The sequence below is a fragment of the Streptomyces sp. RK62 genome (assembly GCF_018070255.1).
Taxonomy (GTDB): domain Bacteria; phylum Actinomycetota; class Actinomycetes; order Streptomycetales; family Streptomycetaceae; genus Streptomyces; species Streptomyces nigra.
The window spans coordinates 158,674-173,013 of sequence record NZ_JAGPYD010000006.1; the positions used below are offsets into that span (position 1 = coordinate 158,674).

12 protein-coding genes are annotated in these 14,340 nt (G+C 69.2%); 7 read left to right on the plus strand and 5 right to left on the minus strand.

All coding sequences use genetic code 11. The annotated features are described in order from the left end of the window. Window positions 1–33 precede the first annotated feature (33 nt). Genes KBY32_RS13395 through KBY32_RS13405 form a run of 3 tightly spaced genes read left to right on the plus strand, consistent with a single transcriptional unit; the run spans window position 34 to window position 4,180 of the window. Window positions 34–1,530, plus strand: coding sequence for an NAD(P)/FAD-dependent oxidoreductase (locus KBY32_RS13395; protein ID WP_210980146.1), 1,497 nt, complete (start codon window positions 34–36; stop codon window positions 1,528–1,530). Window positions 1,531–1,564: 34 nt separating this feature from the next. Then, window positions 1,565–2,533 (plus strand): diiron oxygenase, encoded by a 969-nt coding sequence (locus KBY32_RS13400; RefSeq protein ID WP_210980147.1) that lies wholly within the window; start codon window positions 1,565–1,567, stop codon window positions 2,531–2,533. Between the two features lie 39 nt (window positions 2,534–2,572). Then, on the plus strand, window positions 2,573–4,180 hold the full coding sequence (locus KBY32_RS13405) for an FAD-dependent oxidoreductase (protein ID WP_210980148.1): 1,608 nt from the start codon (window positions 2,573–2,575) through the stop codon (window positions 4,178–4,180). 27 nt (window positions 4,181–4,207) lie between these two features. Here KBY32_RS13405 and KBY32_RS13410 read toward each other — a convergent pair whose 3' ends face one another. Continuing rightward, window positions 4,208–4,897 (minus strand): TetR/AcrR family transcriptional regulator, encoded by a 690-nt coding sequence (locus KBY32_RS13410; protein ID WP_210980149.1) that lies wholly within the window; start codon window positions 4,895–4,897, stop codon window positions 4,208–4,210. Window positions 4,898–5,030: 133 nt separating this feature from the next. Between KBY32_RS13410 and KBY32_RS13415 the strand changes: the two genes are divergently transcribed. Beyond that, window positions 5,031–6,029 carry a hypothetical protein gene (locus KBY32_RS13415; RefSeq protein WP_210980150.1) on the plus strand — a complete coding sequence of 333 codons (999 nt, stop codon included), beginning with the start codon at window positions 5,031–5,033 and terminating at the stop codon, window positions 6,027–6,029. Window positions 6,030–6,198: 169 nt separating this feature from the next. Here KBY32_RS13415 and KBY32_RS13420 read toward each other — a convergent pair whose 3' ends face one another. Beyond that, window positions 6,199–6,987 carry an SDR family NAD(P)-dependent oxidoreductase gene (locus KBY32_RS13420; RefSeq protein ID WP_210980151.1) on the minus strand — a complete coding sequence of 263 codons (789 nt, stop codon included), beginning with the start codon at window positions 6,985–6,987 and terminating at the stop codon, window positions 6,199–6,201. Between the two features lie 122 nt (window positions 6,988–7,109). Between KBY32_RS13420 and KBY32_RS13425 the strand changes: the two genes are divergently transcribed. Beyond that, window positions 7,110–7,775 carry a TetR/AcrR family transcriptional regulator gene (locus KBY32_RS13425; protein ID WP_210980152.1) on the plus strand — a complete coding sequence of 222 codons (666 nt, stop codon included), beginning with the start codon at window positions 7,110–7,112 and terminating at the stop codon, window positions 7,773–7,775. A gap of 314 nt (window positions 7,776–8,089) precedes the next feature. On the opposite strand, the gene KBY32_RS13430 is transcribed toward KBY32_RS13425, so the two are convergent. After that, a complete protein-coding gene (locus KBY32_RS13430) occupies window positions 8,090–9,343 on the minus strand; it encodes a low temperature requirement protein A (protein WP_210980153.1) in 1,254 nt (417 codons plus the stop codon). Between the two features lie 847 nt (window positions 9,344–10,190). Continuing rightward, entirely contained in the window at window positions 10,191–10,961 is a 771-nt protein-coding gene (locus KBY32_RS13435; RefSeq protein WP_210980154.1) for an SDR family NAD(P)-dependent oxidoreductase, read from the minus strand. A gap of 167 nt (window positions 10,962–11,128) precedes the next feature. Between KBY32_RS13435 and KBY32_RS13440 the strand changes: the two genes are divergently transcribed. After that, window positions 11,129–11,737, plus strand: coding sequence for a TetR/AcrR family transcriptional regulator (locus KBY32_RS13440; RefSeq protein WP_210980155.1), 609 nt, complete (start codon window positions 11,129–11,131; stop codon window positions 11,735–11,737). A 544-nt stretch (window positions 11,738–12,281) separates the two neighbouring features. On the opposite strand, the gene KBY32_RS13445 is transcribed toward KBY32_RS13440, so the two are convergent. Next, window positions 12,282–12,833: a molybdenum cofactor biosysynthesis protein gene (locus KBY32_RS13445; RefSeq protein WP_210980156.1), complete on the minus strand. Its 552-nt coding sequence runs from the start codon at window positions 12,831–12,833 to the stop codon at window positions 12,282–12,284. Window positions 12,834–13,083: 250 nt separating this feature from the next. Between KBY32_RS13445 and KBY32_RS13450 the strand changes: the two genes are divergently transcribed. After that, on the plus strand, window positions 13,084–14,031 hold the full coding sequence (locus KBY32_RS13450; RefSeq protein ID WP_210980157.1) for a DUF5996 family protein: 948 nt from the start codon (window positions 13,084–13,086) through the stop codon (window positions 14,029–14,031). Window positions 14,032–14,340: the final 309 nt, after the last annotated feature.

The window sequence follows — 14,340 nt, forward strand, 5'->3', positions numbered from 1 at the left end:
TCCGTGAGGCCCGTGAGCGAAGGACCCCCCACGATGGAGCAGATCCACACCGACGTCCTGGTCATCGGCGCAGGCATATCCGGCATCAGCGCCGCCCGCCATGTCCTGCGCGACAACCCGGCAAGTTCGCTCGTACTCCTCGAGCGCCGCGCCCGGGTCGGCGGCACCTGGGACCTCTTCCGGTATCCCGGCATCCGCTCCGACTCCGACATGCCCACCTTCGGCTTCGGCTTCCGCCCCTGGCGCGACAAGCGCATCCTCGCCGACGGTGCGAAGATCCGGCAGTACGTGGAGGACGCCGCGGCCGACGGCGGCATCCTGGACCGCGTCCGCTTCGGGCGCCGCGCGATCAGCGCCGACTTCTCGCACGCCACCGGCCGGTGGACCGTCGAGGTCGAGGACGAGTCCACCGGTGCGCGCGAGTCCTACAGCGCGGGCTACCTCGTCGGCGCGACCGGCTACTACGACTACGACACCCCCTACCGGCCGCGGTTTCCCGGCGAGGCGGCCTTCGAGGGCACGCTCGTCCACCCGCAGCACTGGCCCGAGGACCTCGACCACACCGGCAAGCGCGTCGCCGTCATCGGCTCCGGCGCCACCGCCATCACCCTGCTGCCCGCGCTGGCCGGCACCGCCGCGCACGTCACCATGGTGCAGCGCTCCCCCACCTACGTCCTCACGCTGCCCGAGGTCGACCCGCTCACCTCCGTCCTGCAGAAGCTGCGTGCCCCCGCCCGCCTGACACACAAGGTGGTCCGCGCCCGCAACATCGCGCTCCAGCGCGGTAGTTACGCCTTCTGCCGCAAGTATCCGCGACTCGCCCGCAAGGTGCTCCTGGGTCTGGTTCGCGCCCAGGCCGGCAGAAGCGTCGACCTGCGCCATTTCAGCCCGGACTACAAGCCCTGGGACCAGCGCCTGTGCGTCGTCCCCGGCGGCGACCTGTTCAAGGTGCTCAAGCGCGGCGAGGCGTCGATCGCCACCGGTCAGATCGACACGTTCACCGCCGACGGCATCCGGCTGAAGTCCGGCCAGGAGATTAAGGCCGACATCGTCGTCACCGCCACCGGCCTGACCGTCCGCCTCATGGGTGGCATGACTTTGTCGGTCGACGGTCAGCCGGTGGACGTCAAGGACCGTGTCCTCTACAAGGCCGTCCTCCTCGAGGGCGTGCCCAACATGTCGCTCGTCATCGGCTACACCAACGCCTCCTGGACCCTCAAGGCGGACCTCGCGGGTGCCTACACGGCCCGCCTGATCGCCCATATGCGGCGCCATGGCCACGCCATCGCCACCCCGGTCGCCTCCGACTCCGACCGCTCGGAGTTCTCCGTCATGGGCGAGGCGCTGACCTCCGGCTACATCGCCCGAGCCAACGAGGTCATGCCACGGCAGGGCACCCGCGACCCCTGGCGGCTGTGGAACAACTACTACCGCGACCGTGCCCTGCTCCGGGACGCCCCGATCAACGACAGCGCACTGCGCTTCGAGAAGGCGGGCGTGGCCCAGGACGCCCCGACCCGCGCCGCCTGACCGTACGGCCGTACAACAGGAACCGAGGACGACGATGACCGCGAACCTGACCAGGAAGCTGTACGACGAGCGCCTGCGGACCCTGTCCGAGGGGTCCGTGAACGTCAACTTCAACGCCTTCAAAGACATCCAGTGGGACGACCCCGAGTTCGCCGTCGACACGAGCGACCCGCGCTGGGTGCTCACCAGCGCGGACGCCCTCGGCGCGCATCCCTGGTACCGGGAACAGCCACTGGAGACGCAGATCCGGATCGGCATCTGGCGCTGGGCGGTCATCGCCAAGGTGGGCATGCAGTTCGAGAACATCCTCATGCGCGGCGCCCTCGACTACCTCTACGAACTCGGCAACCGCGACGAGGAGTTCCGCTACCTCACCCACGAGATCACCGAGGAGACCCACCACACCCAGATGTTCCAGGAGCTGGTCAACCGGACCGGCGTGGACACCGCCGGCGGCAAGCGCTGGTTCCGCAAGGTCAGCCGCTTCCTGCCGCTGGCCGGATCGCTCTACCCGGAGGCGTTCTTCACCGGCATCCTCGCCGGTGAGGAGCCCATCGACCACCTTCAGAAGTCGGCCCTGCGCAGCGGCGAACCCGTCCACCCCCTGCCGCAGCGGATCATGCAGATCCACATAGCCGAGGAGGCGCGGCACATCTCCTTCGCGCACGAGTTCCTGCGCCTGCGTGTCCCCCACATGCGCAAGGCCCGCCGCGGCGCACTTTCCGTCCTCTTCCCGGTGATCATGCGGGTCCTGTGCGACGTCATCATGATCCCGGACCGCAAGTCCGCCGCGCAGGTCGGCATCCCGGGCTGGGTGATCAAGGACGTCTTCTGGAAGTCCGAGGCCGGCCGCAGAATGCTGCACGACCTCTTCTCCGACGTACGGATGCTCGCCGAGGACATCGGCCTGATGAACAAGGTGTCACGGCCGGTCTGGAAGGCGCTGCGTATCGACGGCCGCCCCGCCCGCTTCCGCGGCGAGCCCGCCCTGCACGCCGACTGACAGACCGACCGCTCCACCACCGAACGGAGACAGGCCGCCGTGCCGTACGTCGTCACCCGATCCTGCTGCGCCGACGCCTCCTGCGTGCTGGCATGCCCGGTCAACTGCATCCACCCCGCGCCCGGCGAGCCCGGCTTCGGCACGGCCGAGATGCTCTACGTCGACCCCCGCACCTGTGTGGACTGCGGTGCCTGCACGACGGCCTGCCCCGTCGACGCGCTCAAGCCTCACACCAAGCTCGGCGAGGGCGAACTGCCGTTCCTCCAGCTGAACGCCGACTACTACAAGCGGAACCCGCATACCGACCGAAGCCCCATGTACGTCGTGCCGCGCCGACGCGAACTGCCCACCGCCGAGTTGTCCGTGGCGGTCGTCGGCGCGGGCCCCGCCGGGATGTTCGCCGCCGACGAACTGCTCCGCCACCCCGGAGTGCGCGTCACCGTCCACGACCGGCTGCCGACGCCGTACGGGCTCGCGCGGGCCGGTGTCGCCCCGGACCACCAGGACACCAAGCAGGTCACCCAGCTCTTCCGGACGATCGAGTCGCAGACCGGCTTCCGCTACCGGCTCGGCGTCGAACTCGGCACCGACCTCACCCACACCGACCTCCTGCGCGAGCACCACGCGGTGATCTACGCCGTCGGCGCCTCGGCCGGCAGACGCCTCGGTATCGAGGGAGAGGACCTTCGCGGCAGCGTCTCCGCGACCGACTTCGTCGGCTGGTACAACGGTCATCCCGACCGCGCCCACGACGACCATCCCCTGGACACCGAACGCGCCGTCGTCGTCGGCAACGGCAACGTGGCCCTGGACATCGCCCGCATCCTCACCGCGGACCCCGACGCGCTCGCCCGCACCGACATCTCCGACCGCGCGCTCGCCGCGTTGCGCACCAGCGACGTCCGCGAGGTCGTGCTCCTGGCCCGCCGCGGACCCGCCCAGTCCGCGTTCACCGTCCCCGAACTCCTCGCGCTCTCCGCGCTCAAGGACGTGGACGTGCTGGTCGAAGGCTGGCCCGAAGGCCTGGACCCGGACACCAGCGACAAGACCCGGTTGCTCGCGGATCTGGCCGCCCGGACACCGGCCGAGGGCCGCCGCCGCATCGTCCTGCGCTTCCTGACCAGCCCGCTGCGGATCACCGGTGACACGTCCGTACGCGCCCTGGAGATCACCCCCACGGAGCTGTACACCGATGACGACGGCACCGTCCGCGCCCGCCCCGCCGGCGGCACACAGGTCCTCGAGACCGGCCTCGTCCTGCGCTCCGTCGGCTATCGCGCACGGCCCGTGCCGGGGCTGCCCTTCGACGAGGCGAGCGCGACCGTGCCGCACGAAGCCGGCCGGGTCGAGCCCGGCGTCTATGTCGCGGGCTGGATCAAGCGCGGCCCGACCGGCTTCATCGGGACGAACAAGTCCTGCGCGCAGGAAACGGTCGAGTCACTCCTGGACGACTTCGCGGCAGGCCGCCTCAGCGGGGCCGAGCGGACCGTCCGTACGACGACGCAGGCGCTCGACCTGGACGCCTGGCGGGCGATCGACCGGGCCGAGCGGGAGGCGGGCAAGGCGCAGGGCCGCCCGCGCGTCAAGTTCACGGACACAGAGGCCCTGCGTCGGGCGGCGGAGGCGAACCCGGCGGCACGCGCCTGACAGCTGTCATGAGGACGTGGAGCGGGGTCAGGACCGCTCCAGGTCCGCCACGCGCTGATCCGGCGACAGCTTCACGCCCAGATCCCGCAGCGTCGCGTCCAGGACCGCCCACACCGAACGGCAGAGCATCGCCCGCAGCTCCTCCTCGGACTGCTCGCGCCGCTCGTCGCGCACCCACTGGTTGACCGAGGCGTCGACGAACCCGACGATCCCGATGGCCACCGAACGGATCGGCGCCTCACTCACCCCGAGTGCCTTGAGCACGTCGGCGAACCGGTCACCGAGCATCATCGCGATGGCCGTCTTCGTATCCGCGACCAGCGACCCGTCGCCCATCGCGTGCTCCCCGACGCCCATGAACGCGTAAAGGCGCGGATGCTGGGCCACCCAGTCCAGGTGCGCACCGACCACCCGTTGGATCGCTTCCTCGATCGTGCCGTCGAAGGTGAGCGTGGGCTCCATGCGCCGCATGAACGACTCCACCACCCGGCGGCGGATCAACTCGTCCAACGTGGCGCGGTCCTTGAAGTGCCGGTAGAGGACCGACCGGGGCAGACCCACCCGCTCCGCGAGCCGCTGCACCCGGAACCGCGCGCCCTCCTCCTCGATGAGGGCGACCGCCGCGTCCACCAGCTCGAGCTGACGCTGCGCCTTGTGCTCGTCCCACCGGGTGGAGCGCCCGTCGATGGGCGGCTCGCCGCCGGTTCTGTCCGCCATCGGGCCAGGATATCGGGGACCCGGACGTCAACGACGGGCGTCGTCGCTCATACGACCGAATGCCCGGGCCACCAGGCGTCGCTGCGCGGGTGGAAGCTTGGCAATACCACCGCAGATGGGCGATCGTGTGCCGGTGAGTGATCCCAGTCCTGCGCAACGGCGACTCGTGGCCGGAGCCCGTAATGCGGAACGGATCCTGGCCATCGGCGGTCTGCTCGCCGTCGCCGTCGTCCTCACCCGCCTTCTGGCGGGCGGTCAGTCCCTTCAAGTGGCCGCGGTCTCTGTGCCGATCGATCGGATGTGGCTCGTCTTCACCGCGTTGACGGCCGCCCACGTGTTCACGGCGAGGTTCCTCGCCCTCCAGATCGAGGAGTACCTGACCGCCATGCCGTCGGCTGAGCGTGCGGGCTGGGTGTTCGACGAGATCACCACCGGCGCCAACGCTTTCGTCCACGGTTTGGTCTCGCGCGCCATTCCTCGACGCCGACCCCTGTTCGGCTATCGGATGTCGCATCGCGATCCGTCCGCCTGGGTGGCCCGGGGTGCCGGCGTCCTTCTCCTCTTGGCCGTCCCACCGTGGTGGTGGGGCACATCGCGTCTTCACTGGGGCGGCAATGGCTGGCTGGTGGCTCTCGCGATCGTGTTGACATTGATCAACTGGTGGGCCGGAAGCAAGTGGCTGATCGGGCTGTCCCGGCTGGACGCCGTCCGGCAGACTGCGCGGACCCGGGCCCGGGGCTCGTTCACCGTACGCGAACTGTCCAGCCTCCTCCCTCCCGTGTCCTCGACCTGGCCACGCTACAGAATGGAGGAGGTCGTCAGCGTCTACCGGCGGCTCATCGACCACCCCCTGCCGATCGAAGACGCCGCAGCTCCCCCAGCCGGAACTCGCGGCCTCCTCGACGGGGCCCCGGACAGTGCAGTGCGCTCGCTCACGGACAGCCAGCGGGCCGCCATCAGCTTCACGTACCTCTGTGTGCAGGAGTCCTTCCCCGAAGCCGACCTGCCCGCGGCCCCATGGTTCGTGACCGACGATGAGCGTTCGCGGTACCAGCACAGCACCCCGCACGAACCGATCCGGATCACAGATGCACACGAACGCCGGAGCCCATGGTGGGAGATCTCGAACTGACCGTTCAGGGTCCAGTCGGCACGGCAGGCAGTGAGGGGGCCAGGATTCCGGCAGGCTCGGTGTTCACGTCTGCCGTGCACTTGTCGGCGATCCGCTTGTTCTTGCCGGAGATGGTCCTGTCCTGGCCTGATGGGCGTCCCCGACTGCACGTCCGTCCTGCACTGCCGGCTCAAGCTGCGATGCCGGTTTCGGGTCGGAGTGCGGGGCCGAGCAGCAGACCCCCGTCCAGGACGAATTCCGAGCCCGTGGCGAAGGATGCGTCCTGGGACGTGATGAAGAGCAACAGGCGGGTGACCTCGGACGGTTCGGCGAGCCGGGGAATGGCGAAGGGATCGGGCGAGTAGAGGTCGGCGATGGCCGGCTGGCCTGCGACGGTGGGTTCGTGGATCAGCGGTGTGGAGACGACGCCGGGGTGGATGGAGTTGACCCGGATGTTGTCCCGCCCCAGTTCCAGCGCGGCCGTCTTGGTCAGCCCGCGTACGGCCCACTTGCTTGCGGTGTAGGGGGCGTAGAAGGCCGTGCCGACGTGGGCCATGGTCGAGGCTACGTTGACGATGCTTCCGCCACCGCCCCTGCGCATCGACGGAGCCACGGCCCTGATACCGAGGAACTGACCGGTGACGTTCACACCGATGGTGTGCTCCCAGGCCCGGAGTTCGGTGTGTTCGACAGGGGCCGCCGGGTTCTGGATGCCCGCGTTGTTCACCAGGATGGTGATCGGCCCGAAGTGGTTCTCGACCTCTCGTACCAGTGCCGCCCAGTCGTCCTCGCTGGTGACATCCAGGTGGACGGACAGGGCTCGCTGACCGAGACGAGCAGCGAGATCGCGGCCGGCGTCGTCGTCACGGCCGGCGATGACGACGTTCGCCCCTTCGGCGTGGTAGCCCCGCACATGACTGCTGCCCATACCCCCGCTGCCGCCGGTGACGACGACGGTCTGGCCTTCGAAGCGCTCCATGCTGCTTCCTCCTCCAGGCTCACACAATGGTGAGCCGAGTGACTCACCTCCCCACTCACGGTAGGAGCAGAATTAGAGGAGAGTCAAGTGACTCACCTCGGAGCGAGGGGCATACTGGGGGCATGACGGCACAGCCTTCGGAGTACCACCGGCGCGTGGCAGCGCAGAAGCGGACGTCCATCATCGAGGCGGCGACGAAGCTGTTCCTCGACTCCGGCTACGACGGCACCTCGCTGGCCCGCATCGCGGAGGCGGCCGGAGTGTCGAGGGCGACCCTGTTCAAGCAGTTCGCCACCAAGGCGGCCCTGTTCGAGGCGATCGTCACCGAATACTGGAAAGTCGACGACGGGGAGGCGCCCCTCCCCGAGCCCGGGAACCTCCGCGCCGGGCTTGAGACCATCGGACGCCGATACGTGGCCCTGCTCACTCAGCCCGGCATGGCCGCCCTCTTCCGTATCGTCATCGCCGAGGTACCGCGATTCCCCGAGCTCGGCGAGACCCAGTTCAAGCTCGGCAAGATGCCCTACTTCGAAACGGTCCGCCGCTACCTGGCAGCGGAGGACGCCGCCGGAACAGCCCGGCTCGACGATGCGGAGACGGCGGCGACCCAATTCCTCGGCATGATCTCCAACTATGTATTCTGGCCCCGGATGCTGCTCGCACACTGGGAACCCGACGACACCGCCGTCGCCAACGCGGTCGACCAAGCGGTGCTGACCATGCTCGCGCGATACGGCACGCCGGACGGCCACGGCGCCTCGGACACCAGGCCCCACGGCTCTGCGTAGTCTCCCCATGCCTACCTTCGCGAAGGCCTCCTCTCCTCGTCCTGGCGTCGCAGGGTGAGGCGTCAACTTGGCGAACACGCGCGGGCTCAGCCCGGTGAACGGCGCTGCCCAAGTCGACTGCCGACGCCGTGATCACAGCAGGCACCGCAAGATCGTCTCAGCCGCGGCCTGGCAGTCGCGGGACACCCTTCAGCCACGCTCCGGCACGGTGGCATCCTCCAGCACCAAGAGGTGTTCGTGCGGTAGGTGCTGCACCTGCTCCGCGACCGACCGACGGTCCGCCTGGCGATGGCACACCACTCGGCGCATGCCCTTCAGCCGGCAGGCCGCTCGTTGATCAGGGAGCCCTCGCTCAGCCAGCGAACGAAGGCGAATACCCAGGAGGCGAAGAGCAGGAGGAGCAGGGCCAGGGCGAGGAGCCACGGGACGGGGCGGGCCCATCCGACGACGAGGGCGCCGGCGGCCGCCGTGGTGAGTGCCGTCTGCACCGACGTTCGGAGGGACGGACGGCGGTCGTAGTCCGAGAGGGTGGGCAGCAGCACCACGATCGTGACGAGCATGACGGCCACCGATCCACCCATCAGCCAGCTCACGGCGACGGGAGTCCGCTCGTCCGCGGCGTGCTCCACCAGGCCGACCATGCCGGCCCCGGCGGCCGCCACAGCCATCGACAACGGCAGATGGACGAAGATCCACGTGGCCAGGGAGTGACCGGTCTCGCGGGGCATGCGCCGGGCCACCAGGTCGGCGTAGTTCCACCAGAAGCCGAAGCCCACGGCGAGCCCCAGCAGGCCCGTCGTCGTCACCAGGGCACCTCGTTCGGTGTCCGTCAGCCCGTTCACGACACCGATGACCACCTCGCCGAGCACGATGATGATGAACAGACCGAACCGCTCGACCAGCGGTTCCGTCACCACGGCGTAGCTCGGCGCCCTACGCCAGGAAATGAGGATCACACACTCCACGGCACACCACGCGACGACGAAGACCGCCCAGACGACCAGACGGGCGTCGGCCGACAGCGGCACCGAGACGGCCATCACGACGATGCCCACGACCATGACGATCAGATAGCGGCGGGGGGTCCTGCGCAGCTCCGGTCTGTCCAGCCGGTACACGGAGAACCACTGGTAGCTCAGCAGGGCGAGCAGGATCGCGTACAGGATCGCCAGGGTGCGGCCGTCGCCCCCGTCCGCGTGGCCGACGTAGACCGCCATGAGGGACAGCAGCAGCATCTGCACGAAGATCAGGGACCGGGTGTGGCCGTCCTCCCGGCCGTGCAGTTCGTAGAAGAGCGTGCCGTTCAGCCAGGCGATCCAGATCAGCCCGAAGACCACGGCGAACGTCGCCGTGCCGCGCCAGGTGAAGTGCTCCGCGAGCGTGTGGGCCGCCTGGCCGACCAGGACGACGTAGACCAGGTCGTAGAAGAGTTCCAGGAAGCTGACGCTGCGGTCCGGGTCCACCTCGCCGTGACGCCGTGGCGGGCGGAACAGCCACCGCCGGGCTCCGGTGCCCAGGGGCACTCCCTTCGGGGCACCGGGACGGGGCTCGGGGGCACTGTCGGACATGCGGGGCTCCTGCGGGCGGCCGGATGTGGGACGAAGCGATCGTGACGGCTGTACGGCCGCCGTACCCGCAGGCACGCCGCACGGCTGTGCCTCTGGCCCGACCCGACACCAGCGATGTCACGCGTCAGGGGACGCCCTCATGACGCTCACTGACGGCCCGTCCGGCTCGCTCGCGATCGGAGCGGACCGCGCCTCTTCGGCGCAGCCGGGTCAGGGCTTCCACATGCGAAGCTTCACGAGTGGCCGGGGCTCACGGGCCCACCGGTGTGACAGAAAGGCAGCGATGCCGGCGACTCCACCCGGCCCGTGACCCACCGACGATCCCCCTTGGGCCTCCTACCGGGCCACTGGCGAAGGCCTCGTATGCGACCTGTGCGGTAGTCGGCGGCGCTCGGCGCCAGCGAGGGCGTGAGGGTGCGCGTGGTCTTCCGCCGATGGTGCTGGCGGCCTGTCAGGTGTCGGCCCCGCCGCGGCCCTGGCGTGCGGGCCGTGCGAGTCCAGGCGGCCCGCGGTGGCGTCATCTACGAGGCGGCCGTCGCAGGCGGCGAGGAAGGCGGTCGCGCGGCTCTTCAAGGTGGTTGGATCGCTCGGGGGACGTTGCTCCCGGGTGCGAGGTGGCTCGGCCGAAGCCGCGAGACGGTGCCGCCGGACGCTACGGACTGCAGGAACCCGCTCCGACAGTCCGGGGTGAGTTCGGCCGCACGGCGGCGACTTCAGCCGAAAGCGTCGGCGGCGAGGCAAATGCCTGCGGCTGCCCCCGCCCCATACGCCCACGGCGCGAAGACGGACGGCGGCCGGTGAGAGCCGAGCGCAGTGGGCGGGGCCTGGGCGGGCGCCGGTGGGTGGTCTACGCGGCGACCACCGCCACCCCCGCCCGGCCGCCGTCCACGTCCACCACCGTGCCATGGACGAAGGACGACTCCTGGCTCGCCAGCCAGACGGCCGCATGGGCGATGGCCTCCGGGGTTCCGACTGTGCCGGCCGGGGTGCCCTTCATCATCTGCTCGCCCGCGTTCGGCTCCACGCCATCGGGGGACGGGGGCAGGATGACGCCCGGGGAGATGGCGTTGACGCGGACGCCCCGCGGGCCGAACTCCGCCGCCCAGGCCCGGGTCAGGGTCTCCATGGCCCCCTTGGTGGAGCTGTAGAGCGCGCCGAGCGGAACGCCGAGGCGGGCGATCCAGGAGCCGAGGTTGATGACGACGCCGCCACCCGATTCGGTCATCCAGGGGGCGACAGCGGCGGTGAGGAAGAACGGCGCCTTGACGTTGACGCCGTAGACCTGGTCGAAGGTCTTCTCGTCGGTAGCCGTGGTGGCTGGCGCGGGGTAGACGCCGGCGTTGTTGACCAGGATGTCGATCCGGCCGCCCAGCGCCTCCCGGGCCCGCTCGGCCAGTTCCCTGGACGCCTCCGCGCTGCCGTCGAGGTCGGCCTCGATGAAATCGGCCCGCCCGCCGTCGGCCCGGATGCCGGCCACGACGCGCGTGCCGCGCTCCCGGTTCCGCCCCGAGACCACCACGTGGGCCCCCTGTGCGGCGAAGGCCTCCGCGATGGCCTGGCCGATGTTGCTGGTCGACCCCGTGATCAGGGCCGTCCTGTTCCGCAGACGTTCACTCATGGGTCCGTCCGTCCTTCCGGTACTCGTCGTCCCGCGTCGCGCCTCGGGTGACCCGCGCGGTTTCGCGTGCCACTGTGCGTCGTGGAAAATGGACCGGCAAGTCCAGAAAAGTTCGGGGCCAGGGCACAAGCCCGTCGGCCAGGAGCCAGAAGCCATCGGGAGTCCGTATGCCGTACGCCTCGACCGCCAAAGGGCGTGCCACGCGCGCCCGCATCGTGGAGGGTGCCGCCTCCGTGCTGCGCGAGCGGGGGGTCGCCCTCACCACGCTCGACGACATCCGCGCCCGGACCGGCACGAGCAAGAGCCAGCTGTTCCACTACTTCCCGGGAGGCAAGGACGAACTGCTGCTGGAGGTCGCCCAGTTCGAGGCCGACCGGGTCCTGGCCGACCAGCAGCCGCACCTGGGCCGGCTGGACTCGTGGGAGTCATGGACGCGATGGCGGGACACGGTCGTCGAACGCTACGAACAGCAGGGCGACGAATGCCCGTTGGGCTCGCTCTTCATGCAGGTCGGGCGCTCGCGACCGGGGGCCCGCGCCATCGTCGTCGAGCTGATGCGCCAGTGGCAGCAGGATCTGGCCCGTGGTATCCGCGCCCTCCAGGAGAACGGGCTGGTCTCACCCGCTCTGGAGGTGGACCGTACGGCCGCCGCGCTGCTCGCCGGCATCCAGGGTGGGGTCGCCATCATGATGTCGACCGGCGACTCCGCGCACCTCAAGGCGGCACTCGACAACGGGATTGACTATCTGCGGTCGACACCGGCGCCCCGGGTGTGACGTGGTAGGTGCTGCGCCCGGTCCCGGTGCGCAGCGACCGGGTGGCTCAGGCACCCGCTTCCCCCGGGCCCGATACGCGGCTGCGCATACATCAGTGCCGCAGGGCCCGTCCCGCGTCGCGGAGCCGTCCGCCCCATGACCCTCCGCGCGCGGGCAGGCACCTCGGCTGCCGGCGCCCGGACTCCTCCACGGAACGGACACCGAGGCCATCGAGATCTTCGCGGCAGCTCTGCTCGGGGTACACGCGCGAACGCCGCACTCGTCACATGGTCGAAAGCACTGACAAGGCCGGTGGCGTCCTCCGCCGACGAGTCTCCGTCCGTCGGCATGAACGCTTTTCCTGCCCAGCCCGAGCAAGCCGGCTGGGTGTCAGTTCCGCTGCCGTTGTAACGGCCGAACCGTCCGCGAAGGCAAGGAGTACACCCTCCCGTCACCCCCCTCCGGCAGCGGCTTGCGGCCGGCGTCGCTCGCGCTGCGGCTACACAAAGCGAACCCTCAGCTCCCACCCTGGACACGGCCTTCACCGCCTGCCCACCTCACCGTGTCAGCGGTCGTAAGTCGTGCCCGTGGAGCGGGAAGCGTCCGGACCTGCCTTTTCCACTCCCGTGTCAGTAACGGTGAATGCTGCGCTACCCAAGCTCAGGATGCCGTCGGAGAGTGGTGTGCAGCGCACGCCTCCCTTGTTTCGCAGCGCACGCTGGGCGCCGGTTCCGATTGTGGTCTCCATCCAGGCACAAGGGCGTGCCGCGCTGTTGACTGCCAGCAGGACGGGGCCGCTACCGGTGTCCAGACTGACGGTCGATCCCACGCACTCGTCGATATCCACCCCCCTGAGAAGCACGTTCCTGCGTGTCTGACGAAGGTCGACCGCGCCATTGATATGCAGAGGAAGATTTTCCACGGCCATCAGAGTAATTGCAGCGCGACGGTGTGCCGGATGAGCGAAGTACCGATCGCCGACGATCCCTAGCGTACGCCGGACCTCGACGCTGTCGACCAGCTCGTCCTCTTGCGTCGCAACCGGCCCGTCGGCCGGCCGTCCGACATAGCGATGGATCGGTGAGATCAAGAGCTGAATCACTTCTATCGCGGTCATGAACTCAGAGTATGACGGGCCGAAAAGCAGGACACCCGATGAAAGCCGCGGCTCAGGGCCGGGCCGAGGCCTTGCAGGCTCGTTTCCGCTGAGCGGTCCAGTGCGGCGCCTCCTCCCCCGTCGAAGCGGCAGGTCTGCCCCTCGCCATGTGAGCTTGCCCCTGATCAGGCGCCACGTCACGCTGGACAGAGGAGTTCGGGCTGCGCGGCTGGCCTCCGCCCTGTGGCCATGCGGTGAAAGGAGAGCTCCCATGGCAGCTGCCGAGTTCGCGAAGGAAGCGGCGTGGCCGCGGCTCCTGGTCGACGAGTGGACTGAGACGCGCGAGACACTTCACATGTGGGTGCAGATCGTGGGGAAAGTGCGCTTGGCTTGCGCGCCTCTGGTCAACCACTGGTGGCAGGTGACCCTTTACGTCACTCCACGCGGGCTGACCACCTCCGGGATCCCGTACGGGTCGGGGCTGTTCGACATCGAATTCGACTTCACGCAGCACACACTCGTAGTCCGAACCAGCGAGGGTGGTCGGCGGGACGTGGCGCTGCGCTCCATGCCCGTCATGGAGTTCCACGCGCGGCTGATGTCAGGCCTGTTCGAGCTCGGGGTTCCTGTCGGGATCCAGAATCATCCGAATGAGACGGAGGTGGCGATCGATTTCACCGATGATTTCGTGCACCGCACCTACGATCCGCACGCTGTCCATCTTTTCTGGCAGCAGCTCGTCCAGGCGCATCGAGGTATGACGGCGTTCCGCTCGTACTTCGCGGGGAAGGTGAGCCCTGTCCACTTCTTCTGGGGGGCGATGGATCTTGCGTGCACACGCTTCTCCGGACGGCGCGCGCCGGTGCATCCGGGGGGTGCGCCGCACTGCGGAGACTGGGTGATGGTCGAGGGCTACTCCCATGAACTCAGTAGCTGCGGCTTCTGGCCGGGCGGAGGCGAGGAGGGAGCCTTCTACTCCTACGCCTATCCGGAGCCAGAGGGTTTCTCACTCGCTCCCGTGGTTCCCGAGGCAGCCTCGTACAGTCGTGAGCACGGTCAGTTCCTCCTCCCGTACGAGGCCGTGCGGCAATCCGCCGACCCTGATGCGACCCTGGCGGCCTTCCTTCACAGCACCTATGACGCCGCCGCCGACGGCGGACGGTGGGACCGTTCTACGCTGGAGACAGACCCTCGTCGCTGGGCATCCCGGCAGCGCTGAGGAAAGGGCGGCCGCTCTTCGCCGACCGCGGCTACGCCCACGACAAGTACCGCCGACGCCTACGGCAGCACGAGATCCGACCCGCGATCGCCGAACGTCAACAGTCATACGGCACCGGCCTGGACATCTTCCGCCGGGTCGTCGAGCCGACGACCTCCGGGCTGTACGGCCTCCGCCGCTTGCGGAAGCGCTGGGAAGACGACGCGACGACATCCACGAGCCCTTCCTGAGCCCTTCCTCCGCCTCGCCTTCCTCCTGATCTCCCACCGGCACGTCAAAAGGGATTGTCACAGCCGGTCAGCGTCCTAC

What these genes read in the sequence shown, in the direction of transcription:
- KBY32_RS13445 (WP_210980156.1), bottom strand. Translation starts at nt 12,833, where the DNA reads ATGACCGCGATAGAAGTGATTCAGCTCTTGATCTCACCGATCCATCGC.
- KBY32_RS13425 (WP_210980152.1), top strand. Translation starts at nt 7,110, where the DNA reads ATGACGGCACAGCCTTCGGAGTACCACCGGCGCGTGGCAGCGCAGAAG.
- KBY32_RS13410 (WP_210980149.1), bottom strand. Translation starts at nt 4,897, where the DNA reads ATGGCGGACAGAACCGGCGGCGAGCCGCCCATCGACGGGCGCTCCACC.
- KBY32_RS13450 (WP_210980157.1), top strand. Translation starts at nt 13,084, where the DNA reads ATGGCAGCTGCCGAGTTCGCGAAGGAAGCGGCGTGGCCGCGGCTCCTG.
- KBY32_RS13430 (WP_210980153.1), bottom strand. Translation starts at nt 9,343, where the DNA reads ATGTCCGACAGTGCCCCCGAGCCCCGTCCCGGTGCCCCGAAGGGAGTG.
- KBY32_RS13435 (WP_210980154.1), bottom strand. Translation starts at nt 10,961, where the DNA reads ATGAGTGAACGTCTGCGGAACAGGACGGCCCTGATCACGGGGTCGACC.
- KBY32_RS13440 (WP_210980155.1), top strand. Translation starts at nt 11,129, where the DNA reads ATGCCGTACGCCTCGACCGCCAAAGGGCGTGCCACGCGCGCCCGCATC.
- KBY32_RS13400 (WP_210980147.1), top strand. Translation starts at nt 1,565, where the DNA reads ATGACCGCGAACCTGACCAGGAAGCTGTACGACGAGCGCCTGCGGACC.
- KBY32_RS13395 (WP_210980146.1), top strand. Translation starts at nt 34, where the DNA reads ATGGAGCAGATCCACACCGACGTCCTGGTCATCGGCGCAGGCATATCC.
- KBY32_RS13420 (WP_210980151.1), bottom strand. Translation starts at nt 6,987, where the DNA reads ATGGAGCGCTTCGAAGGCCAGACCGTCGTCGTCACCGGCGGCAGCGGG.